The following is a 24308-nucleotide window of genomic DNA, read 5'->3' as shown; positions in this document are numbered from 1 at the left end:
CGCAGTGACGCTCCCACTCTCTCCTGTGAGGTCTCACCCGTGGACACCGTCGACGCCCGCGCCCGCGCCCCCCGGCATCCGCTCGCGCCTGAGTGGCTGCACACGCCCGCCGACCCGAACGCCCTGGCCGACGGCGTGTGGCCGGACAGCGCCGAGCGCGGCGAGGACGGCGGGATCCGGATCGCCGGAGTGCCCGTCGCCGAGCTGGTGCGCGAGCACGGCACTCCTCTCTACGTGGTGGACGAGGCCGACGCCCGCCGCCGAGCCGTGGAGATGCGCGAGGTCTTCGCTCGCGAGCTCGGCCGCATCGGCACCGGCGTCACGGTCTACTACGCGGGCAAGGCGTTCCTCTCGACCGAGGTCGCCCGCTGGATGCGCGACGAGGGCCTGAACCTCGACCTCTCCAGCGGCGGCGAAATGGCGGTGGCGCTCGCCGCCGGGATCGAGCCCGAGCGCTTCGGCCTCCACGGCAACAACAAGTCGCTCCGCGAGATCGACCGGGCCGTCGAGGTGGGCGCGGGCACGATCGTGCTCGACAGCCTCGTCGAGATCGAGCGCGTCGCAGCCGCGGCCGAGCGGCACGGCCGCGTGCAGGCGGTGCGCCTCCGGGTCAACAGCGGAGTGCACGCGCACACCCACGAGTTCCTCGCCACGGCGCATGAGGACCAGAAGTTCGGCCTCGCACTCGCCGACTGCCCGGCCGCGGTCGCCCGCATCCGCTCCTTCTCCTCCCTGCGGTTCCTCGGGCTGCACTGCCACATCGGATCCCAGATCTTCGGCTCCGCCGGGTTCGCGGAGTCGGCGTCGCGCCTGCTCGACGTCCACGCGGCTCTGCTCGCGGACGGCCCCGTGCCGGAGCTCAACCTCGGCGGCGGCTTCGGCATCGCCTACACCAGCGCCGATGACCCGACGCCGATCGCCGAGATCGCGGCCGCCGTCGCCGACGCGGTGGCCGAGCAGTGCGCCGCCCGCGGCGTCCCGGTGCCGCACATCGCGATCGAGCCCGGCCGCTCGCTGATCGGGCCCGCCGGCGTCACCCTCTACGAGGTGGGCACCGTGAAGGACGTGACGGTCGGCTCCGAGAGCTCGACCGCGGTCCGCCGCTACGTCAGCGTCGACGGCGGCATGAGCGACAACGCCCGTCCGGCGCTCTACGGCGCCGACTACACGGCGCGGATCGCCGACCGCTCCTCCTCGGCCGAGCCCGCCCTCGTGCGGGTGGCCGGGAAGCACTGCGAGTCGGGCGACATCGTCGTCCACGACGACTTCCTGCCCGCGGACGTGCGGCCGGGCGACCTGCTCGCCGTCGCCGCGACCGGCGCCTACTGCTGGTCGCTCGCCAGCAACTACAACTACCTCGGGCGCCCCCCGGTGGTCGCCGTCCGCGACGGGCGCTCGCGCGTCCTCGTGCGCGGCGAGACCGAGGAGGACCTCCTCCGCCGCGACGCCGGCATCGAACGAAAGGCCACCTCCCGATGATCGAGTACCGCAGCCTCCGCGTCGCCCTGCTGGGTGCCGGGTCCGTCGGTGCCCAGGTGGCGCGCCTCCTGCTCGACCACGGCGACGAGCTCGCCCAGCGCGTGGGGGCGCCGCTGGAGCTCGTGGGCGTGGCCGTCAGGGACGTGGACGCGCCCCGCACCGCCGACATCCCGAAGCACCTCCTGACCACCGACGCCGAGTCGCTGATCCTGGGCGCCGACATCGTGGTCGAGCTGATCGGCGGGCTCGAGCCCGCCCGCAGCCACATCCTCACGGCGATCTCGTCGGGCGCGGACGTGATCACGGCCAACAAGGCGCTGCTCGCCGCCCACGGCAACGAGCTCTTCGAGGCCGCCGACCAGGTGGGCGCCCAGCTCAACTACGAGGCGGCCGTCGCCGGCGCGATCCCGATCATCCGGCCGCTGCGCGACAGCCTCGCCGGCGACCGGGTCCACCGCATCCTCGGCATCGTCAACGGCACGACCAACTACATCCTCGACCGGATGGACACCGAGCACGCGAGCCTCGAGGACGCGCTCGCCCGCGCGACCGAGCTCGGCTACGCCGAGTCCGACCCGACCGCCGACATCGAGGGCTACGACGCGGCGCAGAAGGCGGCGATCCTCGCCCGCCTCGCGTTCCACACCGACGTCCCGGTCGCCCTGGTGCACCGCGAGGGCATCACCGGCATCACGAAGGCGCAGGTCGACCAGGCCCGCGACTCCGGCTACGTGATCAAGCTGCTCGCGATCTGCGAGCGGCTGACCGACGCCAAGACCGGCGTGGAGGGCGTGTCCGCGCGGGTCTACCCCGCGCTCGTGCACCGCTCCCACCCGCTCGCGGCCGTGCACGGGGCCAACAACGCGGTCTTCGTCGAGGCGGAGGCGGCCGGCGACCTGATGTTCTACGGCGCCGGCGCCGGCGGGATCGAGACGGCCTCCGCCGTCCTCGGCGACGTCGTCTCGGCCGCCCGCCGCCACGTCGTCGGCGGCCCCGGCCTGGTGACCAGCGCGAGCTCCGGGCTCGCGGTCCTCCCGATCGGCCACGTCACGACCCGGTACCAGGTCACCCTCGAGGTGCTCGACCGCCCCGGCGTGCTCGCGCAGATCGCGGGCGTCTTCGCCGATCACGGCGTCTCGGTCGAGACCCTGGTGCAGACCCCGCCCGGCGCCGACCCGCTGGAGGAGCAGGGCGGTGCGGAGGGGCGCGAGCCGACCGCTACCCTGGTCATCGGCACGCACGCCGCGGCGGAATCCGATCTGGCGGCCACCGTCACCGCCCTCCATTCGCATGGTTTCGTCGGCGCCGTGACGTCCGTTCTACGAGTTGAAGGAGCCTGAGATGGCCAAGCAGTGGCGCGGAGTCCTGCACGAGTACGCGGACCGCCTCGATGTCACCGAGGCGACCCCGGTCATCACTCTCGGCGAGGGCGGCACGCCGCTCATCCCCGCGGCGGCCCTCTCGGCACGCACGGGCGCGAAGGTGTGGGTCAAGTACGAGGGCATGAACCCGACCGGCTCCTTCAAGGACCGCGGCATGACCATGGCGATCTCGAAGGCCGTCGAGCACGGCGCGAAGGCCGTCATCTGCGCTTCGACCGGCAACACCTCCGCGTCGGCCGCCGCCTACGCGACGCACGCCGGCATCACCGCGGCCGTCCTGGTGCCGGAGGGCAAGATCGCCCTGGGCAAGCTCAGCCAGGCAATCGCGCACAACGCGCAGCTGCTGCAGGTGCAGGGCAACTTCGACGACTGCCTCGACATCGCCCGCGACCTCGCGAAGAACTACCCGGTCCACCTGGTCAACTCGGTGAACCCGGACCGCATCGCCGGCCAGAAGACCGCGGCCTTCGAGGTCGTCGAGGTGCTGGGCGATGCTCCGGACTTCCACATCGTCCCGGTCGGCAACGCGGGCAACTACACCGCCTACTTCCGCGGCTACTCGGAGGAGCTGGAGCGCGGCGAGTCGACCCGCCTCCCGCGCATGTTCGGCTTCCAGGCCGAGGGCTCCGCTCCGATCGTGCACGGCGCCCCGGTCCGCCACCCCGAGACGATCGCCAGCGCGATCCGGATCGGCAACCCGGCCTCGTGGGAGCTCGCCCTCAACGCGCGCACCGTCAGCGACGGCTACTTCGGCGCGATCAGCGACGAGAAGATCCTCGAGGCGTACCGCATCCTCGCGGGCGAGGTCGGCGTCTTCGTCGAGCCGGCGTCGGCGATCAGCGTCGCGGGGCTCCTCGAGCGCGCCGAGGCCGGAGCGATCCCGAAGGACGCGACCGTCGTCCTGACGGTCACCGGCCACGGGCTCAAGGACCCGCAGTGGGCGCTCCGCACGGCCGACGGCGCGGACATCACGCCGACCGTCGTCCCGGTCGACACCGCCGCGATCGCGGACGTGCTGGGGCTGGCCGGCGCATGACCTCGGCGGTTCCCGTCGGCCGCACCGTCCACGTCAAGGTCCCCGCCACCTCGGCGAACCTGGGCCCCGGCTTCGACACGCTCGGCCTGGCGCTCTCGTTCTACGACGAGCTCGACGTGACGGCCGTCGCGGCCACGGGTGCGCGGGTCACCGTGCACGGAGTCGGCGAGGGCGAGGTGGCGACCGACGAGACGAACCTCGTCGTGCAGGCCATCGCGTACACGTTCGCCGACCAGCGGCAGGAGATGCCCGGCATCGAGGTGATCGCGCGCAACATCATCCCGCACGGCCGCGGGATGGGCTCGTCCGGCGCCGCGATCGTCTCCGGCATCATGGCCGCGAAGGGCCTGCTCGAGGGCGTCGTCGAGCTCGACTCGGACGACCTCCTCCGCATCGCCACCGAGATGGAGGGGCACCCCGACAACGTGGCGCCCGCGCTGTTCGGCGGCCTCACCATCGCCTGGGTCGAGCCGCACGCCTCCGGCGCCGACGACTCGCCGCTGCGCCCGCGCTCGAAGAAGCTCATGGTCCACCGCGGCGTGTCCCCGGTCGTCTTCGTGCCCGAGCACACCATGTCGACGCGGCTGGCCCGCTCGCTGCAGCCGCAGAGCGTGCCGCACGAGGACGCGGTGTTCAACGTCTCGCGCTCCTCGCTCCTGATCGCCGCCCTCATCCAGAGCCCGGAGCTGCTGTTCGCGGCGACCGAGGACAAGCTGCACCAGAACTACCGCGCGGCCGCCATGCCCGAGACCTCAGCGCTGATCGCGCTGCTGCGCTCGAACGGCTACGCCGCCGTCGTCTCGGGTGCCGGACCGAGCGTCCTGGTGCTCTGCAGCGACCCCGCCCAGCGCCTCGCCGCCGCGGATCTGGTGGAGCGGGAGGCCCCCACGCCGTGGCGCGCGCACATGCTGGCCGTCGACTTCAAGGGTGCTACAGTGGGGACCGCATCCCGAGGAACCGCGTAACGAGCGGAATCTGTCCGACGGATCGTCCCGACAACCACGGCCATCACATCGTGTGAAGGGCGCCCCTGCTCCTCTTGCAGACCGGCGCCTGGTCTCCGGGCCCTCTCCTCGCTCTCTGCGGCAGTCGGTCCCGGCGGCCGAGAGCATCGCGTGGATCAGAACACGCGATGGCACCGCACGGTCGATGAGCTCTCCCGGTGAGCACTCGTTCCCGGGGGGAAGGAACCCTCTCCAGTGACAGACGTCAACACCTACGGCTCGACCGTGGACCTCACCGCCGACCTCTCCGGTCTGCGCGTCGCCGAGCTCCAGGCTCTCGCGACGCGGCTCGGCCTCGGCGGCGCCTCCAAGCTCCGCAAGGGCGAGCTGGTCCAGGCCATCTCGGACCTGCGCGCCGCCTCCGCCGAGGACGCGCCCGCCGCTATCGCCGACGCGGTCGCTCCGGACGACGCAGCGGTCGCCCCGGACGTCGACGCCACCGGCGTCGAGGCCGAGCCGGCCGATGTGGCCGAGCAGTCCGCTCCGCAGCCCGAGGCGCCGGCGGAGCTGCCGACGCCCGTCGAGAGCACCGAGGCCGACACGGCCGACGTCCTCGAGCAGGCCGCGCCCACCGTCGACGAGCCCTCCGCGACGGCCGCCGAGTCGGCCCCCGTCGAGCTCGAGCTCCCCGCGGCGGCCGAGCCGGTCGCCGAGCCCGCCGAGCGCGCGCCCCGCCGACGCAGCTCGCGCCGCGCCTCCAGCGGCACCGTCGCCGCCGGCGAGCACCTCAACATCCCCGGCGGGACCGGCGTCGAGTCGCTGATCCCCGACCTCCCCGTCATCGAGCAGGACCGCGACGCCGACCAGGCCGCGAAGCCCGTCATCGACATCGAGCTGCCCAACGGGCCGGAGTCGGACGACTCCTCCCGCGAGGGCGGCCAGCGCGAGCGCCGCGGACGCCGCCGCAGCCGCGGGGGCGCCTCCGAGCAGAGCGAGCAGGCCGAGCAGGCGCCCGCCGAGAACGACGCCGACTCCTCCGACTCCGGCGACCAGCAGGAGCAGCAGGGCGGCGACCAGCAGCAGAACGGCGACCAGCAGAGCACCGGCCGCGGTCGCAACCGCCGCAACCGGAACCGCAACCGCGGGGACGACCGCCAGAACGATGCTCAGCAGAGCCCCGCCGCGCAGTCCCAGCCGCAGAACGGTCAGGGCGCGCGCGCCGCGCAGTCCGAGGGCCAGCAGGCTCCTCAGCAGAACGGCTCCGGACAGCCCCAGAACGGCCAGCAGGCCGAGGGCGAGGACGGCCGCCGCAGCCGCTACCGCGACCGCAAGCGCCGCGGCGGAGCGATCGGCGACGACTTCGAGCCCGAGATCGGCGAGGACGACGTCCTCATCCCGGTCGCCGGCATCCTCGACGTCCTCGACAACTACGCCTTCGTGCGCACCACCGGGTACCTGCCCGGCGTCAGCGACGTCTACGTCTCCCTCGGACAGGTCAAGAAGTACAACCTGCGCAAGGGCGACGCGGTCGTCGGCGCCATCCGCCAGCCCCGCGAGGGCGAGGGCGGCGGCCGCCAGAAGTACAACGCGATCGTCCGCGTCGACTCGATCAACGGCCAGACCGTCGAGGAGGCCGCTGCGCGCGTCGAGTTCCAGAAGCTCACGCCGCTCTACCCGACCGAGCGCCTGCGCCTCGAGACGGAGCCCGGCAAGCTGACCCAGCGGATCATCGACCTGGTCGCCCCGATCGGCAAGGGACAGCGCGGCCTGATCGTCGCGCCGCCCAAGGCCGGCAAGACCATCGTCCTGCAGCAGATCGCCAACGCGATCGTGCAGAACAACCCCGAGGTCCACCTGATGGTCGTCCTGGTCGACGAGCGTCCGGAGGAGGTCACCGACATGCAGCGCACCGTGCGCGGCGAGGTCGTCGCCTCCACCTTCGACCGCCCGGCCGAGGACCACACGACCGTCGCCGAGCTCGCGATCGAGCGCGCCAAGCGCCTGGTCGAGCTGGGCCACGACGTGGTCGTGCTGCTCGACTCCATCACCCGTCTCGGCCGCGCCTACAACGTGACCGCTCCTCCCTCGGGCCGCGTGCTCTCGGGCGGTGTGGACGCCTCGGCGCTGTACCCGCCGAAGAAGTTCTTCGGCGCGGCGCGCAACATCGAGAACGGCGGCTCGCTCACCATCCTCGCGACGGCGCTCATCGAGACCGGCTCGAAGATGGACGAGGTGATCTTCGAGGAGTTCAAGGGCACCGGCAACATGGAGCTCCGCCTCTCCCGCCACCTCGCCGACAAGCGGATCTTCCCCGCCGTCGACGTGAACGCCTCCGGCACGCGCCGCGAGGAGATGCTGCTCAGCGCCGACGAGGTCAAGATCACCTGGAAGCTGCGCCGCGCCCTCGCCGGGCTCGACCAGCAGCAGGCGCTGGAGATCATCCTGTCGCGCCTGAAGGAGACCTCGTCCAACGTCGAGTTCCTCATGCAGGTCTCGAAGTCGGCCGTCGGCCCGGCCACCGCAGGCCACGGCAACGGCCACCACTAGCGCCCCGACGTCCGCGGTCGCCCCTGTCACGGGGGGCGGCCGCGGACGTTTTCGCGTCCCCGGGCGATGAGCCCGACCCCGACCACCTCCGGAAGCCAGGACCCCATGTTCGAATCCGTCAGCGTCCTCCTCGCCGAGCACGAGGACCTGCAGACGCAGCTCTCCGACCCGGCCCTCCACGCCGATGCCGCCCGCGCGAAGAAGGTCAACCGGCGCTACGCGGAGCTGAGCCAGATCAAGGCGGCCCACTCCGCCTGGATCCAGGCCGGCGAGGACCTCGAGGCCGCGCGCGAGCTCGCCCGCGAGGACGAGGCCTTCGCGGAGGAGGTCCCCGAGCTGGAGGAGTCGCTGCGGGTGGCGCAGGAGAAGCTGCGGCGCCTGCTCATCCCGCGCGACCCCGACGACGGCCGCGACGTCATCATGGAGATCAAGGGCGGCGAGGGCGGAGCCGAGAGCGCGCTGTTCGCGGCCGACCTCCTCCGGATGTACCTGCACTACGCCGAGGCGAAGGGCTGGAAGACGGAGATCCTCGACCGCGACGAGTCCGACCTCGGCGGCTACAAGAACGTGCAGGTCGCGATCAAGAGCAACGCCACCGATCCCTCGCAGGGCGTGTGGGCGCACCTCAAGTACGAGGGCGGCGTGCACCGGGTGCAGCGCGTCCCCGTGACCGAGTCGCAGGGGCGGATCCACACCTCGACCACGGGCGTGCTCGTGTTCCCCGAGGTGGACGCGCCCGAGGAGGTCGCGATCAATCAGAACGACCTGAAGATCGACGTCTACCGCTCCTCCGGTCCCGGCGGGCAGTCCGTCAACACGACCGACTCCGCCGTGCGGATCACCCACCTCCCGACCGGCATCGTCGTGTCGATGCAGAACGAGAAGAGCCAGCTGCAGAACCGTGAAGCGGGCATGCGCGTGCTGCGCGCTCGCATCCTGGCCCGCCAGCAGGAGGAGATCGCCGCGGCGGCCTCGGACGCGCGCAAGACGCAGATCCGCACGATGGACCGCTCCGAGCGCATCCGGACCTACAACTTCCCCGAGAACCGCATCGCCGACCACCGCACCGGCTACAAGGCGTACAACCTCGACGGCGTGATGAACGGCGCGCTCGACCCGGTGGTGGAGAGCGCCATCCAGGCCGACGAGGAGGCCCGCCTGGCCGACATCGGCTCCGAGGAGGCGTGACCCTCGTGACCACCGGCGTCGACGCGCGCACCCTCCTCGCGGACGCGGTCGCCCGCCTCGCCGCCGCCCGCGTCCCCACGCCGGACGTCGATGCGGAGCTGCTTCTCGGGCACCTGCTCGGGCTCGGCCGCGGCCGGCTGCAGGCGCGCCTCATCACGGGGCTGACTGTCGACGAGGAGCACGCCGCGGCGTTCGCGAGCGCGATCGAGCGCCGGTCGGCTCGCGAGCCGCTGCAGCACATCACCGGGATCGCGCCGTTCCGCTCGCTCGAGCTCGCGGTCGGACCCGGCGTGTTCGTCCCGCGACCCGAGACCGAGGGCGTCGCGCAGATCGCGATCGACGCGCTCCGTGCGGTCGTCGACCCGGAGCCGATCGCCGTCGACCTCGGCACGGGCAGCGGAGCCCTGGCGCTCGCGCTCGCGCACGAGGTGCCGCACGCGCGAGTGATCGGCGTGGAGAACGCTCCCGAGGCGTTCATCTGGGCCCGCGGCAACCGCGAGCGGCTCGGGCTCGAGAACGCCCGCATCGTCTTCGACGACCTCGCCCGGGCGCTTCCCGAGCTGGACGGCACCGTCTCCGTCGTCGTCTCCAACCCGCCCTACATCCCGGCCGCCGCCGTCCCGCGCGACCCGGAGGTGCGCCTGTTCGACCCGCCCTCGGCGCTCTACGGCGGCGAGGACGGCCTGGACGTCGTCCGCTCGCTCTCGGCGACCGCCCTCCGCCTGCTCCGCTCCGGGGGAGTGCTGGTGATGGAGCACGGCGAGCTGCAGGGCGCCGAGATCCGCGCCCTGCTCACCGCCGACGGCTGGCGCGGAGCGACCACGCAGCGCGACCTCACCGGCCGCGACCGCGCGACGGTGGCGGTGCGCTGACGCGTCGCGGAGCTCCGGCCTGGCCGCCCGAGCCGTCCGATCTCAGTCGTCGAAGGTGATGTCGAGGTAGGGGGTGGTGGTGGATTCGCGGGTCTCGATTCGGACGACGCTGCCTGCTGTTCCCGGGGGGAGGTGGGCTTGGTCGATGCCGAGGGAGAGGGTGGGGGTGGAGGCTGCGGCTTTGGCGGCGAGGGCGTCGGTGAGGTCGGTGGTGCGGGTGGTCTTGGTGGTGTCGACGAGGGTGCTGCCGAGGATGGGGCCGAGGGCGGGGCGGTTGGTGAAGGTGAGTCCCTTCTCGGTCCAGGTGGTGGGGGTGTCGTGGAAGTCGAGGAGGACGGGGGATCCGTTGTCGGTGATGGCGGCGGTGGTGGTGAGGGTGGCGCCGGTGACGGTGCGGCCCTGGAGGGCGCTGAGGTCGAAGCGGAGGTAGCCGACGCGGGTGTAGCTCTGGTCGGTGGTGGTGGAGGCGCTGGTCTTGACGAGCATTCCGGTGATGGCGCCGTAGTTGGTGCCCGCTGATGCTCCGCCCTGGACGTAGGAGTCGGCGGTCGGGTAGAGACGGACCTTCGTCCTGTCGACCACCGTCACCGGAACGCTCGCCGAGCGGATGACGCCGCCCGATTCGACGAGCACGCCGATCATGGCGGTCCCCGCGGTGCGCCCGGTGACCGAACCCGACCGGTCGACCGAGGCGACGGCGGGATCGGAGGAGCCCCACGTGAGCCTCACCGAGGACGCGGGGAGCGTCCGCCCGTCCGGCCCGGTACCCGTCGCCGAGGCCGCGGCCGTTGCGCCGGCCTGCACCTCGGACGCGGAGATCGCGGCCGTCGCGAACGAGAGGCTCTTGTCCGGCACGTGCACGTGCGCGTCCTCGGTGAAACTGTAGATCCTGACCTCCCGCAGCGCCGTCCAGACGTCCTTCGTGCCGTCCCCGTGACCGACCAGGCGGACGAACCGGGAATCGGAGGGCATCGCCGCAGCGACGGAGGCCCATCCGCCGGTCCCGAGGTAGGACCCGGAGGTACGAGCGGTCCACGTCCGGCCGTCGGGGGAGCTGAGGAGATCGAACTTCGACAGTCGACTGGAGTTGGCGACCCAGGAGAGATCGAGGCGCTCGACCGCCGTGGCGCGCGCGAGCTGCCACGTGATCGAGTTGTCGCCCCACGTGGACCAGTACGTTCCCTCGGTCCCGTCGAAAGTCACCTCCGGTGACCCCGCCGTCGTCCGGGAGGCGACCGCGCTCTCGATCCGGATCGGCCCCGGTGTGAGGAGGACGCGGTAGGTGGTCGGAGTCCTGCCGGGCTCTGTGATGGTGGTCGAGGCCCAGCCGGGAACGGCGGCGGGCGAGGTCGAGGTGACGACCGATCCGGCCGCGGCCTGCGCGGCGACCACGGGCACCGGGCCGGTCGGGTCGACTGCTGCTGTGTAGGCGACGTCGTCGCCCGCGAAGGACGGGAGGGGGGTGCCGCCCACCGTCACGCCGGTGGCCCGGCTCGTCCCGACCGCATCCAGTGACCACGATGACAGGCCGACGACCGGGGCTGCCGCTGCCACGGGGGCGTCGCCGTGGAGCGGGGAGAACTGCACGGCGATCTGGACGCTGTCGGTCCCGGAGGCCGCGATGGTCAGCTTTCTGTCGGCGAGGTTCGAGCTCTGACCGGCCGGTCGCGGTGAGGTGGCCAGGGGAGCGGCGTCCATGACGGAGAACCGGAAGGAGTCGTCGGTGACGATGCGGGCCAGCATCCGTTGGCCGTCGCGGTAGAGGGTGGCGCTGCGGCCGTCGTCCGAGACGTCGATCAGGGCCTCGGTGTTCATGGACCAGAGCGCCTCGACGGGGCCGTACCGCTCGACCTCGTCCTGAACGAGGAACTGGTCGCGTCCGTCGAAGAGCTTCACGCCCCGCTGCCAGGTGGTGCCGCCCGGGAGAAGGGCGGACAGGTCGCTGACCGCCAGCGACGAGGAGGCGTTGGCGTCCGAGCGGACCATCGTCGACCGCCCGGTCGCGTAGGCGGTCGAGCTTCTGAAGGGGTCGACGAGGAGGGTGCTGTGCGCCTCCTGCCTGTTCCGGTAGTAGGTCCACCGGGACTCGCCCTCGAAGTAGCCGGCGAGGCTGTAGTCGTCCCGTCCGAGGTCGGAGGACCACCTCTCGCCCAGAGCGTCGAGGATGAAGGAGCCGGAGTCCTGGTGCTGGTGCCCGCTCGTGGGGCTGCTGGCCGAGCGGAAGCCGACGGAGGTGCCGTCCGCGTCCCAGGACGATCTCATCGTGCTCACGCCGGCGGCTGCGGAGAAGGAGTCCCTCGACGCCCCGGGGCCGGCCGCGGCGGTCGTGGCGGCTTGGTACCAGATGAGCCGCTGCGCATCGCTGCCGGTCTGCTTGCCGCCGACGGAGAGGAAGTCGGCGTTGTCGAACTTCTTCGCCAGGTACAGCTGCGACGGCGGGTTGAGCTGCGTCGAGTCGCTGTCGCCGAAGTCGTACATCTCCTTCGACGCCCCGAGCATCTGCACGGGGAAGTAGCCCGTCGTGCTGACGCCGGGCGAGGCTGCCAGGCCCCAGTCCGTCCCGGTTGCGACATCGAGTGTGCTCAACGCAGAGGCGAGATACCGCGTCGCGTACTCCCAGTACGTCGGCCCCTCGGCGTACCCGCCGTCGGGCCCGAACTGCGCGAGGCCCCGGCGGAGACTGGGGGTCGCGTAGCCGAGGATCCGATCGGAGAGGCCCGCATTGTCCTGCGCCGTCGCGACTGCACCGGCGATCATCCCTCCGTTCGCCACGATGTTCCAGTTGTTGGTGACGACGGCCCAATTGCCGCCGTGCGCATAGGGGCCGGAGGTGTTCGCCGGCGCGGAATAGACGGGCACGGACGGCTGGAGGCCGAGCCGTTGGATGGCGGAGCTCAGTGTGCTCCGCTGGGAGGGTGTCCAGCGGGCGTAGAGCCAGTCGTAGCCGATGGCCATCCCCTGCGTCATCTCGGCGGTGTCGAGGAAGTGATCCGGATTCCAATCGGCGAACTTCGATGCCGCGTCGAGATCGAGCCAGAGCCGGTCCGCGTAGGCGGGGGACCCGGTCACCAAATAGCTGATGCCCAGAGTCCGGGCGCGCTGGACGAGGGTCTGCGACGTCTCCAGGATGCGGATGCCGTCCGGAGAGCTCCGCTTCAGAACCGGTTCAGTGAGCATCCGGTCGGCCTCCGCGCGGACGCGGTTCCATACGGCGGTGACGGCGGGATCGGACGACACCGACGCTCGCAGATCGACGACCGACTGCTGGTCGAGCTCGAGCCTCGGGTGCGCCGTCGTGACGTCGGCGGCCGTGGGGCCCGTGCCCGCTGCGGCTGCGCTGCCGGCCGGTGACACCGCGCCGAGAACGGCCAGCAGAGCGATGACCGAGGACACCGCGAACGCCTTGCCGAAGCGGAGGAACCGCCGGCGCGAGGAGGAGGACCGGTCCGGCCGTCGGTGAGAGCGGTCGTGCAGGGGAGTCGCTTCAGGGGCGTCGAGCATGATGGCGCGTCCTCCCGGGATTGCCGATGCGGTGCGCTTGCGACGGTATCCACGGTGAGGAGCGATCGGGCCGGACTGACGAAGCCTCGAGGCCGGTGACCCTCGAAAGGGTAGGAGGAGACGCGGGTCGTCCGCTCCGGGTACGGGCTCAGCGCTTCCGAGCGCGGAGCAGGAAGACGATCTGGACGATGAGGACGGTGAGCTCGGTGACGACCTCGGCGGCCAGACCTCCGGGCGCGCCGAAGGTCCGGGACAGCAGCCAGATGAGCACCGGCCCCGTCGCCGCTCCGACGAGCGCGCTGTTGCGCAGCGCCTTCAGGCGACGGAGAGCGACCAGGCCGAGACCGCCGGTAGCCCGCGACACGCAGGTGATGGCGATGACCCCTCCGCAGAGAGCGGTGATGGGGAGCGGGAGGGTGATCTCCCCGCTGAACAGGATCTGAGCCGCGAAGCCCCCGAAGAAGGCGAAGCCGGTTCCGGCGACGAGCCCGAGGACGGCGTTGGCGCCGACGGCGCGCGCGATGCGGCGGAAGCGGTCGGCATCGGATCCGGGCGCCCCGACCCATGCCTGCAGCGCGTTGGGAAAGGCGGCGAGCAGCGCCAGCACCAGGCGCTGGAGCCGCTCCGCGGCGGAGAAGACGACGAGAGCTCCCGGCGAGGCCGCTCCGACGATCGCCACCGGCAGGGCGATGTAGGCCGCGCTGGCCAGTCGTCCCTGGAGGGCGACGTTCTGCGCGCGGACAGCACGGAGGATCCGGCGCGGGCCCAGAGAGCGCAGGAACCCGAGTCGGCTCCCTGCAGCGGACCAGCCGAGGACCGGAGGCACGATCGTACCGACGGCGAGTAGCAGCGGGTAGACCGCCAGCGGCGCTCCCGCGGCACTGATCAGGAGCACGGTGAGCCCGTTGGCGGCCAGTCTGGGCAGAGCGTCGAAAAGCAGGATGTTCCGCGGCTGGCCTGCGCCGATGAAGAACCACGCCGGCGACAGCGTGCTCAGTGCGATTGCGACGGCGATCCACGCGGCCGCGACCGGATCCGCCGGCGCGAGCAGGCCGGTGACGATCACTACGGGGACGACCAGCGGCAGGAAGACGAGGACTTTCGTCGCCGTGGCCAGAGCATAGGTCTGCGATCGAGCCCGCCGCCCCATCCGGGCGATCCGCTGGGGGCCGTTCAGGCCCCAGCCGAGTTCGACGACGACCGCTGCGGCGGACCCGATGGACTGGGCGACGGCGACGGACGCCCACGCCGTCGCTCCGAAGGAGCTGGTGATGGAGGGGATGACGATCAGCGGGCTCAGGGCGCTGATCAGAGGGATCAGGACGAAACCGAGGAGGCGAAGGATCGGCTTCGAGCGCCGCGGACCGTTCGGAGCGGCTCCCCGCATCTACTTCTCCACGAGACCGTGGAGACCCACGATCATCGCGGCGACGTGGGGTCGGCGGCGGGACAGCTCCGCGACCGAGGCGGCGACTCCGCGCGGATCGCGGGCGCTGAGGGCGCCCCGCAGCATCTGCGTGGCGACGAAGTCTCCGTAGGCGCGGGAGTCCAGGGCGTCGCCGTGGCGGGCGAGCCAGGCGGCACTCGCGCGCCAGTCCGCCGTCTTCGAGATCGAGGCGGCGGAACCCTGCTGGACGTGCACGAGAGCGAGGGGGACGTAGGTCATCCGCGCGTCGGCCGCAGCCCACCGCGCGACGAGGTCCCAGTCCTGGTGCTTCTTCATCGAGGGGTCCCACGGGTGCTCGTCCAGGAGGCGCCTGCTCGCGAGCAGGGAGCTCGTCTGGATGTACCCCGTGCCGTGCTTGAGGCTCGGACGGGCGACGAGATAGGACGCGACGGACTGACCCGCCGCGAGCTCGCGCGTCGGCAGTCGGCGCACGCCGTCGCCCGACTCGTGGAAGTAGGTGGCGGTGTAGCAGAGATCGGCCGAGGACTCGGAGAGCGCCTTCACCTGGCGAGCGAGCTTCTCCGGCTCCCACCAGTCGTCGTCGTCGAGGAACGCGACGTGCGAGGTCTCGGCCGCTCGGGCTCCGGTGCTGCGGGCGTTCGCCCCGCCGGTTCTGCCCGCCGTCACCAGGAGGACCTCGTCCTCGAGAAGACTCCGTACGTGGTTCTCGCGGGAGGGGTCGTCGAGGACGACGACCGTCCGGCCTCCAGCGCCCGTCTGTCCGCGCACCGACTGCAGAGCGCGGGCGAGCGCAGGCCTGCCGAGGGTCGGGACGACGGTGGTCACGTCGCGGGTGGTGAGGCTCATCGGGTCCCCGCTCCGCGGAGCGTGTTGCGGAGGATCAGTCCGGCCAGCGCGAACGGCTCCACGAAGTACCGGGTGCAGAGGCGCCGCGGATCGTGCAGGAACCTCCACGCCCACTCCAGGCCGACCGAGCCGAGCCAGCGCGGACTCAGCTCGACAGCGCCTGCGATGTAGTCGACGGCCCCGCCCACGGTGGCGATGTACGCGTCGGGGAGGTCGTCCCAGTGCTCGTCCAGGAATCGCTCCTGCTTCGGCATCCCGAGGCCGACGATGAGGAGGGTCGGCGCGTGGCTGCGGATCGCGTCGACCACCGACTCCTCGTCCTCCCGTGCGAAGTACCCGGACATCCCGGCGACGTCGTCGACGGCACGCGCCCTGCTCCAGGCGCTGACGGCCGCGGCGTTGATCTCCTCGGTGCCGCCGAGGATGAAGACCCGGCGGCCGGGCGAGCGCGTGTCGGACCAGAGCGCGTGGATCCAATCGGTCGACCCGATGCGCTCCTCGGTCGTGACCCGGCGCTTCAGGGAGGCCAGGGCCAGGACGGGCCACCCGTCGATCACCGCGATGTCGCTGCGCTCGTAGAACCTGCGGAACCAGGCGTGCTTGAGGTGGAGGTAGCTGCTGTGCAGATTGTGGTTGAGGATCAGCGTCGGCCCGGAGGGCTCGCTCGACACGAGGTCGGCGACTCCCGCAGCGGTCATCGGAGTGACCTTCACGGAGAGAAGGGGGACCTGGACGGCTGCCGGTCGTTCATGCACGGTGGGTGCTCTTTCTGATCAGTGCCTTCTGGACAGCGGTGTCGAGAGTGTCGGCTGTTGCTTCGGGGGAGAGAAGAGTGGTGAACCTCGCCTGGAGCGCTGCTCCCAGCTGCTCCTTGTCGGCGGTTCTGATCGCTGCGAGGACGCCGACGGGATCCGACCAGTCGGTGACCGGCAGGAAGGCTCCGGCCGCGAACTCCTCGATCGGCGGGGTCGGCGTCGCCGCCACGGCAGTCCCGAACACGGCCGCGTCCACGAGCTTCGCGGGGAGCTGGTAGAGCGCTGCCGGGCTGCGGTCGTCCATGGGGAGGACGAGCACGTCCACGTCCGCGTAGATCTCGGACAGCGGTGTCGTTGGAGGCCGCATGACCCACTGCGCCGCCACATCGGAGGGCGGCGTCCATGACTGGGCGAAGGTGACGATGCCGACGTCCGGATCGGCCCGCAGCAGGGCGTTCAGAGTGTCCGCGCCCTTGTAGCTGCGGACGGTCCCGATGAAGCCCAGAGTCAGACGGCCGTCGGTGGAGGGCCCGCGCGGCCGATCACGCGTCGTCGACACCCGGGTGTGGGGGATGACCGCGGACGCGTCACCGAGATCGAAGCGCTCGGCGTACACCCCGCGGAGTCCCGCGCTCGAGAAGGTGACGAGGCCGGCGTCGCGCGCGATCCTGGCCTGGCTCCGGCGGAGCCGGGACGGAGCCTTCCGGCGCAGCGGATTCGCCTTCGCCCGGTTGAGGAGGGACTCGGATCGGAAGGCCTCCATGATCGAGACGTCGTCGTCGTCGAAATCCGCGACCACGACTGTGTTCGGGATGCGGGAGAGGCGCCGAGCCAGACGCGGCAGGGGGTCCGTCCCCTTCGAGAACCAGACGATGGTCCTCCGCTCCGACGCTGACGCGCGGACGTCCCGCTCGATGCGCGCCAGATCCCTCCGACCGAAAGGAACGACCTCCGCAGGGAACTGTCTCGCTCCGGCCCAGAGCTCCCCGTCCTCGAAGGCGAGAACCCGCACGCGTCCGAGCTCAGCCGCGGTGAGCGCCATGCTCAGCGCACGGCCCAGGGAGTTCGTCTTCGTCGAATCGCCGATGACGAAGGTCTCGGTGTCGATGATCTCAGGCATGTGAGCTCCGATCGGCTGGTCTGGTGCGGTCTGGTCGGGCAAGGGGGAGCGTGCTGTCACCGCGAGGAGCGGGGGAAGGTCCTCACGCGGGTGCGGTCCCCTCCGCGCTGAGGACTCGGCGTCCCCCGCCGCGTCGGAGGCGGTTCCGCTTCGCGGGGCGGAGCCGGGCGGGCGAGCGCGATCAGGTCCGGCGGCAGCGTCAGCGAGATCACGAAGACGCTCACTGAGACGACCCACGTCATCAGGTCGAAGGAGAAGGCCATCGCGAGCATCACGGCGACCTGGGCCCGGCCGAGGCGGTCGGAGCCGATCCACGCGCCCCCCATCGCCAGCACCATGAGGGCGAGCCCGATGCCACCGCTGATCGCGAGCGTCCAGATGAAGTGGTTGTCGATGACCAGGAAGCCGTCCTGCTGCAGCAGGCCCTGCGCGAAGATGCTCAGCTCCGAGAAGAAGCCGCTGCCGATCGCTCCGGTGGGAGAGCCGCGGTGCAGGAGCTGATCCGCGCTCGCCCATCCTTCGAGGCGGTGGCCGAAGGAGTCCGAGGTGGCCGCCTGAGTCGCGACGGCCGAGAGCCCGAAGTCGCCGAGGAAGATCGCGACTCCCGCCCCGATGACGATCAGGACGTTCTTCACCCGCGTCCGGGTGTTGGGAGCGAAGAAGAGGTAGACGACGAAGCCGATGGCCGCTGCGACGAACGCACTGCGCGTCCCCGAGAGGACGAGGCCGGCGACCGCAGCAGCGAGCGAGACGAGCCGGACCGTTCGGGACAGCTTCGACCCGAGAGCGAGGATCAGGAAGAAGCCGAACATCACGATGAGCGAGAAGATGATCGGGTGGCCGGTCGTGCCCTGGATCCGGATCAGGCCGGGGAGGAACGGGTTGTACCGGATGACGGGAAGACCCGCCGTGGTGAGGTTGCGGTAGCCCCAGACCGGCTCGGGCAGGACGGTGAGCTCGGCGATGCCGACGGCGACCTGCACGAGGACGGTGAGCGCCGTCCAGCGCAGCAGCGGCACCAGGTCCTGCTCGCCGAGGCGGGACACGACGGGGAACAGCAGCAGCGGCACCGCGATGAGGGCGAGGACGGTCGCCGGGGAGCTCGAGGAGATCAGGAGGCTCACCCCGGTCGTCCAGACGAACCAGGCGAGCAGGAGGAGCCGCGTGCGCTTCCTCGGCCGCGTCCGCTCGCCGAACGCCCAGGCCAGGATCAGGAACACCGCAGCGACGCCCGTCGAGGCGTAGCGGACGGCGTCCGGAGCGGAGGTGCTCGCGCCGATGCCGAGGACGAAGATCGAGAGGCCGACGGCGTAGCCGCGGAGGCCGACGGCGCGCCGCGGGAAGGTGACGACCAGGAACAGCAGAGCGAGGGCGGCGGCGACGATCAGCATGCGGCACGCCCCGTCCCCCGGAGTCCGGCGGCGCGCGGATTCCGGTGACGGAGGCAGGGCGATCCGGCCGAGGCCACTGGTCCCCGGTTCCGCGCAGCGGCCGACCTCGAGTACGGTCCGGTCACGCTGTCCGCACCGCGTACTTCTCCTCGGTGGCGGCCTTTGCGGGGCGCCACCAGTCCTCGTTGGCGCGGTACCAGTCGATGGTGGCGGCGAGTCCGGCGTCGAAGTCGGTGTAGCGGGGGCGCCAGTCGAGCTCGGTGCGCAGGCGGGTGGAGTCGATGGCGTAGCGGAGGTCGTGTCCGGCGCGGTCGGTGACGTGGTCGAAGGCGTCCTCGGGTTGTCCGAAGGCGGTGAGGATGCGGGTGACGACGTCGAGGTTGCTCTTCTCGCCGTCGGCGCCGATGAGGTAGGTCTCGCCGATCTCGCCGCGGTCGATGATGGCCCAGACGCCGGTGTTGTGGTCGTCGACGTGGATCCAGTCGCGGACGTTGGCGCCGGTGCCGTAGAGCTTGGGGCGGATGCCGTCGATGGCGTTGGTGATCTGGCGGGGGATGAACTTCTCGACGTGCTGGTAGGGGCCGTAGTTGTTGGAGCAGTTGGAGATCGTGGCGCGCACGCCGAAGGAGCGCACCCAGGCGCGCACGAGGAGGTCGCTGGCGGCCTTGGTCGAGGAGTAGGGGCTGGAGGGGTTGTAGGGGGTGTGCTCGGTGAAGCGCGCGAGGTCCTCGAGCTCGAGGTCGCCGTACACCTCGTCCGTCGAGATGTGGTGGTACCGCACGTCGTGAGCGCGCACCGCCTGCAGGAGCGCGAAGGTGCCGATGACGTTCGTCGCGAGGAAGGGCGTCGGGTCGTGCAGGGAGTTGTCGTTGTGCGACTCCGCGGCGAAATGGACCACCAGATCCGCGTCGGCGACCAGCCGGTCCACCAGCTCGGCGTCGGCGACGTCGCCCTCGACCAGCCGCACTCGGTCGGCGACGGGGGCGAGGGAGTCGCGGCTGCCCGCGTAGGTGAGCTTGTCGAGCACGGTGATCCGCGCGTCGGGACGCTCGCGCAGGGTGAGGTGGACGAAGTTGCTGCCGATGAAGCCGGCACCGCCGGTGACGAGGATCCGCACGGGTTCTCCTGGAGGTCGGGAAGGTCGGGGGAGGCCGGGCTCAGCGGCCCGCGTTCACGCCTTCGAGGCTGAGCAGGCGGTGGAGGTAGGCGCCGTATCCGCTCTTGACCAGCGGTGCGGCGAGCTCGGCGAGGCGGGCGTCGTCGATCCAGGAGTTGCGCCAGGCGATCTCCTCGATGCAGCCGATCTTGAATCCCTGCCTCTGCTCGATCACGCGCACGAACTCGGTCGCCTCGATCATGGAATCGAAGGTCCCGGTGTCGAGCCAGGCCGTTCCCCGGTCGAGGACCTGAACGTTCAGCCGCCCCGCCTCGAGGTAGCGCTCGTTGATCGTCGAGATCTCGAGCTCGCCGCGGGCCGAGGGCGTGATCGTCTTCGCGATCGCCACGACGTCGTTGTCGTAGAAGTAGAGGCCGGGCACGGCGTAGTTGCTCCGCGGCTGCTCGGGCTTCTCCTCGATGGAGACGGCTCGGAAGTGCTCGTCGAACTCGACGACTCCGTAGGCGCGCGGGTCGGCGACCTGGTAGGCGAAGATGACGGCGCCCTCGATCGTGGTGTTCGCCGCGAGGGCGGTGCCCAGGGCGGTGCCGTGGAAGATGTTGTCGCCCAGGACCAGGGCGACCGACTCGTCGCCGATGAACTCCTCGCCGATCAGGAACGCCTGCGCGAGCCCGTCGGGGGAGGGCTGCACGGCGTACTCGATCCGCATGCCCAGGCTCGACCCGTCGCCCAGCAGTGCGCGGAACTGGTCGTTGTACTCGGGGGTCGTGATCACGAGGACCTCGTCGATCCCGGCCATCATCAGCGTCGACAGCGGGTAGTAGATCATCGGCTTGTCGTAGATCGGCATCAGCTGCTTCGAGATGCCCTTGGTGATCGGCCACAACCGCGACCCCGAACCACCCGCGAGGACGATGCCCCTCATCGGAGCAGCCCCGGGTGAGGAGTGGCGGCGGGGGTCCGCTGCACCGCCGAGGGGAGCGTGAAGATCTGCGGGGAGAGGGTCACGGAGCCGACTCTATCGGCGGCGCCTCGGTGCCTCCGCATGCCGGTGCGGCGGGCGCGGAACCCGTGGCGGGGACTGACGGTCGAGCGATCGCTGCCGACGCGATCCGACTCCGTGAGCGGCGCGCACGCCGCCTCCGCGTCCGTATCGCGCCTCCCACTCGGAGGCCGCCGGGCACGGGGATAACTTCTCCGACGTCCGCGGCTCCGCCTGCCGCGACGGAGAGAGGTACCGCCCTGTGCACGAGGTCATCGACCAGCGGGACTCCGCGCTCCTCCCGTCTCCCGGTCCCTGCCGCCGATCCCCCCTGACGGGGGGAGTCCGCCCGTGCTGACCATCGGGATCGTCGCCCTCGACGCCTGGCACGCGGCTCCGCTCGAGCGCGCCTGGCGCCGCCAGGGGCACCGCGTGGTCGTGGTGACCGGTGACCCGGAGGGGTTCAGCGGGGCGGAGCTCCGCCCCAGCGTGCTCGCCCGCTTCCTCGAGCCCGCCCGCCGGAGGGGCGCCGGGTCCGTCGGGCTCGCCGTCGTCACGCGCCGGGCCCGCCGACTGCTCGCTCCGGAGCGGCCCGACCTCGTGGTGGCTCTCCCGGGGACGGCCGTGGAGCTCGCCGGGCTCGCTCCGATGACCGTCCTCCTGGCCGACGACCTCCCGGCACTCCCGCGCCTCCGGTTCGAGGAGGAGCGCCGCGGTGCTGTCGTCGTCGCCCCGACGGAGCGGCTCGCGTCAGCCCTCGCGGGAACGGTCGTGCCCCTGGGCCTGCCGGACGCGTCGTTCCCGACACCGTCCGCCCCCGACGGGCCCCTCCGCTTCGCCGCCGTGGGAGCCTCCGGTCTCGACCGGGGCGCCGAGCGGCTCGATCTCCTCGCCCGGCTGGACGGCACCGAGTACGTCACCGTGATCGACGACGGCGGCGGCATCGCCGACGACCTCGCGTCGGGGCTGCGCTCCGTCGGCGAGCAGGACCGCGACGGCGTCGTCGAGGTGCTCCGCCACTCCCACGTGTACGCCCACCTGACGCCGTCGACGACCGGCGCGGCCGCCGGACTCGACGCGCTGGCGAGCGGGCTGCCGGTCCTCGCGATCGAGTCGAGCGTCCTGGCCGATCTCTGCGCGGCGGGGGCGGGCGTGGTCCTCTCCGACGACGCGACGCGCGAGGAGTACGAGGACGCCCTCCATCGGCTCCGGCGCGAGTGGACGGCTCTCTCCCGGGGGGCCGCCGAGCTCGCGCGGGAGCGCCCGTGGTCCGTCGCGGCCGAGGAGATCCTCGCCCTCGCGGAGGGACGCGTCCGTGTCGCCTGAACCGGTTCCTGCTGTCGGCGCCTCCGCCGACGCGATGCTGCCGAACGCCGTCGCCCTGCGCCTGGCCGCCGTGCTGGTGCAGTACACCCTGCGGACGCACGGCGTCCGCAGCCTCGTGGTGAAGGGCGAGGGTCTGCACCGCCAGGGGATCCGCGCGCCGATGACGTCGGCCGACGTCGACATCTGGGTCGACCCCGAGCGCTTCGACGAGGCTCTCGGGCTGCTCGCCTCGATGGGCTGGCGCCGCCGCGCCGAGGCTCTCAGCTGGACCCTCTTCGTCGACCACTCGATCACGCTCGTCCACCCCTCGTGGCCGTGCGACGTCGACGTCCACCGCTCCTTCCCGGGTGCCTTCGAGGAGGAGCGGATCGTCTTCGACCGCCTCTGGGCGGCCGCCGAGGATCTGCCGCTGAGCGACGAGACCCTGCGGATCCCCGGGCGCGCGCACCACCTCGTGCTGCACGCCCTGCACCAGCTGCGCAGCGCGCGCTCCGCCTCGGCGACCACGGCGCTGACGGTTCTGAAGGCGCACGGCGCCGGCCTTCCGAGCGAGGAGCGCGAGGCGATCCGCGACGCGGCCGTCGAGCTCGGCGCGCAGACGCCGATGACGGAGCTCCTCACCTCCTGGGGAGTTCCCGCCGCGCCCGAGGAGCGCTACCGGCAGGCACAGACTCTCTGGGACGTGCGCCGAAGCTCCGACCGGCACACCTTCAACTGGCTGCACGCCGTGGTGTCCGCTCCCTGGCGCCTGAAGGGAGGCCTGCTGCTGAGAGCCGCCTTCCCCACCCGCGCGGATCTCGAGGCGAGCCATCCCGAGGCGACGACGGTCCGACGTCGGCTCCGGCTCCGGGGGGAGCGGACCCTGCGGGCGCTCCGAGGCCTCCCCTCCGCCCTCACCGGTTTCGCCCGGGTGGCGCTGAGCGGCCGCAGCGAGAAGCAGGGCCCGGCGTCCTCGTTCGAGGCGATCGCGGAGGCCACGGCGCCGGTGAGCGACCTCCCGGCCTCGTCCGACCCCGCGGCGAGCACCGTGCATCCGGTGGAGGCCTCCGCGGAGGCGCAGGGGGACAGCGCGCCGCCGGCCCAGCGCTTCGCCGTCGAGCGCACGGACCGTCAGGTCTACGTGCTCGACCTGTCCCGCCCGTCGGTGCCCCCGATCGTGCTCTCGCTGAGCGCCGCCTCGGTCTTCGAGGCCGCGATCCGGCAGCGCCGGCCCCGGGACGAGGTCGTCGACCTCCTCGCCGATCACTACGACGTCGACCCCGGGACGATGGGCCGCGACGTCGACGCCGTCCTGGCCGAACTCGACGTCCGCTTCCCGGGCGCGGTTCCCGACGGGGCACTCTCATGAGGGCCGCCCGTTCCCGATCCCTGCGGATCCTGCACGTCCTCGACTCCTTCGAGGACGGGGGCGCGCAGCGTGTGGCCCTCTCCCTGGGTGCGTGGAGCCGCGAGCACGGCTGCGAGACCGCCTACTGGGGGCGTCCCGGGCCGCTCAGCGACCGCGCCGCGCAGGAGTCGCCCGTCTTCGTGGTGCCGAGACCCGGACAGGGCTTCGCGGCCGATCTGCGCGAGATCGCACTCGCCGTCCGCCGGTTCCGCCCGCACGTCCTGCACGCCCACCAGCGCCGCGAGGCTCTGCTGGCCCTCCTCGTCGGCGCCGCGCTCGGTGTCCCCGTGGTCGAGCACGCGCACACCGAGCTGCCCGGGATCGATCGTCGAGCGCTCTCCTTCCGCTCCCGGCGGGTGTTCGCCGTCTCCGCCTCCGTGGGGCGGATGGTCGTCGAGGGCTACGGCCGCCCGCAGGAGCGCGTCGTGGTCACCGGCAACGCCCCGGCGAACGTCACCGCGGAGCCCGCGCTCGCGCCGGAACTCGCCGAGCCGGTCGTCCGCGTCCTCGGCATCGGGCGGCTCGCGGAGCAGAAGGACCCAATCCGCTTCCTCGCGGCAGTCGAGGCCCTCGCCCGGGTCCGGCCCGTCACCGGCACCTGGCTCGGCGACGGTCCGATGCTGCCGGTGCTGCGCGAGCGAGCCCGGGGGGCCGGAGTGGTCGACTTCGCCGGTCCGTCGGCGGACGTGACCGGAGCGCTGGACGCGGCGCACCTCCTCCTGTCCACCTCGCGGTGGGAGGGGACTCCGCTCGTGATGCTGGAGGCGATGGCCCGCCGTCGCCCGGTCGTGGCGACCGACGTCGGCGGTGTGGGCGAGCTGCTCGCCGACGGCCGGGGCCTCCTGCTCCCCGCCGACGCCGACGGGGAGCGGATCGCCGAGCTCCTGGCCGCCGCTCTGGAGCGACCCGAGGGGCTCCTGATGCAGGCCGACCGCGCGAAGGCGTGGGTGGACGAGGCCGCCTCGCCCGACTCCGTCTTCGGCCCCGTCGTCGCCGCCTACCGCGAGCTCGGGGGCCGACGGTGAGC

The 24308-nt window shown here is 72.0% G+C and carries 18 protein-coding genes; 10 read left to right on the top strand and 8 right to left on the bottom strand.

Annotation, left to right across the window (positions count from 1 at the left end; translation table 11 throughout):
• Positions 1-39 precede the first annotated feature (39 nt).
• The 7 genes from lysA to prmC all read left to right on the top strand — a co-directional run bounded on the left by lysA (position 40) and on the right by prmC (position 9448).
• The gene (gene lysA, locus C5B93_RS00710; protein WP_104291532.1) at positions 40-1479 is read left to right on the top strand and encodes a diaminopimelate decarboxylase; all 1440 of its coding nucleotides are present in this window, start codon (positions 40-42) and stop codon (positions 1477-1479) included.
• On the top strand, positions 1476-2819 hold the full coding sequence (locus tag C5B93_RS00705; RefSeq protein WP_104232726.1) for a homoserine dehydrogenase: 1344 nt from the start codon (positions 1476-1478) through the stop codon (positions 2817-2819). Before lysA ends, C5B93_RS00705 begins: the two co-directional genes overlap by 4 nt.
• 1 nt (position 2820) lies before the next feature.
• Positions 2821-3897 (top strand): threonine synthase, encoded by a 1077-nt coding sequence (gene thrC / locus C5B93_RS00700; RefSeq protein WP_104223003.1) that lies wholly within the window; start codon positions 2821-2823, stop codon positions 3895-3897.
• Positions 3894-4862: a homoserine kinase gene (gene thrB, locus C5B93_RS00695; protein ID WP_104225562.1), complete on the top strand. Its 969-nt coding sequence runs from the start codon at positions 3894-3896 to the stop codon at positions 4860-4862. The genes thrC and thrB overlap by 4 nt, the downstream gene beginning before the upstream one ends.
• A gap of 234 nt (positions 4863-5096) precedes the next feature.
• Positions 5097-7388 carry a transcription termination factor Rho gene (gene rho / locus C5B93_RS00690; RefSeq protein WP_104291531.1) on the top strand — a complete coding sequence of 764 codons (2292 nt, stop codon included), beginning with the start codon at positions 5097-5099 and terminating at the stop codon, positions 7386-7388.
• Between the two features lie 105 nt (positions 7389-7493).
• Entirely contained in the window at positions 7494-8576 is a 1083-nt protein-coding gene (gene prfA, locus C5B93_RS00685) for a peptide chain release factor 1 (RefSeq protein WP_104232724.1), read from the top strand.
• Positions 8573-9448, top strand: coding sequence for a peptide chain release factor N(5)-glutamine methyltransferase (gene prmC, locus C5B93_RS00680; RefSeq protein WP_104266954.1), 876 nt, complete (start codon positions 8573-8575; stop codon positions 9446-9448). Before prfA ends, prmC begins: the two co-directional genes overlap by 4 nt.
• Positions 9449-9490: 42 nt before the next feature.
• Here prmC and C5B93_RS00675 read toward each other — a convergent pair whose 3' ends face one another.
• The 8 genes from C5B93_RS00675 to rfbA all read right to left on the bottom strand — a co-directional run bounded on the left by C5B93_RS00675 (position 9491) and on the right by rfbA (position 20511).
• Positions 9491-12949, bottom strand: coding sequence for a DNRLRE domain-containing protein (locus tag C5B93_RS00675; RefSeq protein ID WP_104232722.1), 3459 nt, complete (start codon positions 12947-12949; stop codon positions 9491-9493).
• A 148-nt stretch (positions 12950-13097) separates the two neighbouring features.
• Entirely contained in the window at positions 13098-14336 is a 1239-nt protein-coding gene (locus C5B93_RS00670; RefSeq protein ID WP_104232721.1) for a hypothetical protein, read from the bottom strand.
• On the bottom strand, positions 14337-15203 hold the full coding sequence (locus C5B93_RS00665) for a glycosyltransferase family 2 protein (protein WP_104232720.1): 867 nt from the start codon (positions 15201-15203) through the stop codon (positions 14337-14339).
• Complete coding sequence (locus tag C5B93_RS00660) at positions 15200-15958, bottom strand: WecB/TagA/CpsF family glycosyltransferase (protein ID WP_146078400.1); 759 nt, start codon at positions 15956-15958, stop codon at positions 15200-15202. The genes C5B93_RS00665 and C5B93_RS00660 overlap by 4 nt, the downstream gene beginning before the upstream one ends.
• Positions 15951-17078: a hypothetical protein gene (locus tag C5B93_RS00655; protein ID WP_104291530.1), complete on the bottom strand. Its 1128-nt coding sequence runs from the start codon at positions 17076-17078 to the stop codon at positions 15951-15953. Before C5B93_RS00655 ends, C5B93_RS00660 begins: the two co-directional genes overlap by 8 nt.
• 56 nt (positions 17079-17134) lie before the next feature.
• Positions 17135-18469, bottom strand: coding sequence for an O-antigen ligase (locus C5B93_RS00650; RefSeq protein WP_104232717.1), 1335 nt, complete (start codon positions 18467-18469; stop codon positions 17135-17137).
• A gap of 121 nt (positions 18470-18590) precedes the next feature.
• Complete coding sequence (gene rfbB, locus C5B93_RS00645) at positions 18591-19586, bottom strand: dTDP-glucose 4,6-dehydratase (protein WP_104291529.1); 996 nt, start codon at positions 19584-19586, stop codon at positions 18591-18593.
• Between the two features lie 40 nt (positions 19587-19626).
• Complete coding sequence (gene rfbA / locus C5B93_RS00640) at positions 19627-20511, bottom strand: glucose-1-phosphate thymidylyltransferase RfbA (protein WP_104223010.1); 885 nt, start codon at positions 20509-20511, stop codon at positions 19627-19629.
• 408 nt (positions 20512-20919) lie between these two features.
• Here rfbA and C5B93_RS00635 point away from each other — a divergent pair, with 408 nt between their 5' ends.
• Genes C5B93_RS00635 through C5B93_RS00625 form a run of 3 tightly spaced genes read left to right on the top strand, consistent with a single transcriptional unit; the run spans position 20920 to position 24306 of the window.
• The gene (locus C5B93_RS00635) at positions 20920-21894 is read left to right on the top strand and encodes a hypothetical protein (RefSeq protein WP_104291528.1); all 975 of its coding nucleotides are present in this window, start codon (positions 20920-20922) and stop codon (positions 21892-21894) included.
• Positions 21884-23242 carry a PqqD family peptide modification chaperone gene (locus C5B93_RS00630; protein WP_146078399.1) on the top strand — a complete coding sequence of 453 codons (1359 nt, stop codon included), beginning with the start codon at positions 21884-21886 and terminating at the stop codon, positions 23240-23242. Before C5B93_RS00635 ends, C5B93_RS00630 begins: the two co-directional genes overlap by 11 nt.
• Entirely contained in the window at positions 23239-24306 is a 1068-nt protein-coding gene (locus C5B93_RS00625; protein ID WP_104291526.1) for a glycosyltransferase family 4 protein, read from the top strand. Before C5B93_RS00630 ends, C5B93_RS00625 begins: the two co-directional genes overlap by 4 nt.
• Positions 24307-24308 lie beyond the last annotated feature (2 nt).

The sequence above is a fragment of the Rathayibacter sp. AY1A2 genome (genome assembly GCF_002930935.1).
Taxonomy (GTDB): domain Bacteria; phylum Actinomycetota; class Actinomycetes; order Actinomycetales; family Microbacteriaceae; genus Rathayibacter.
The sequence above is the reverse complement of the archived record's forward strand: the minus strand, read 5'-3'. Positions and strand labels throughout refer to the sequence as shown.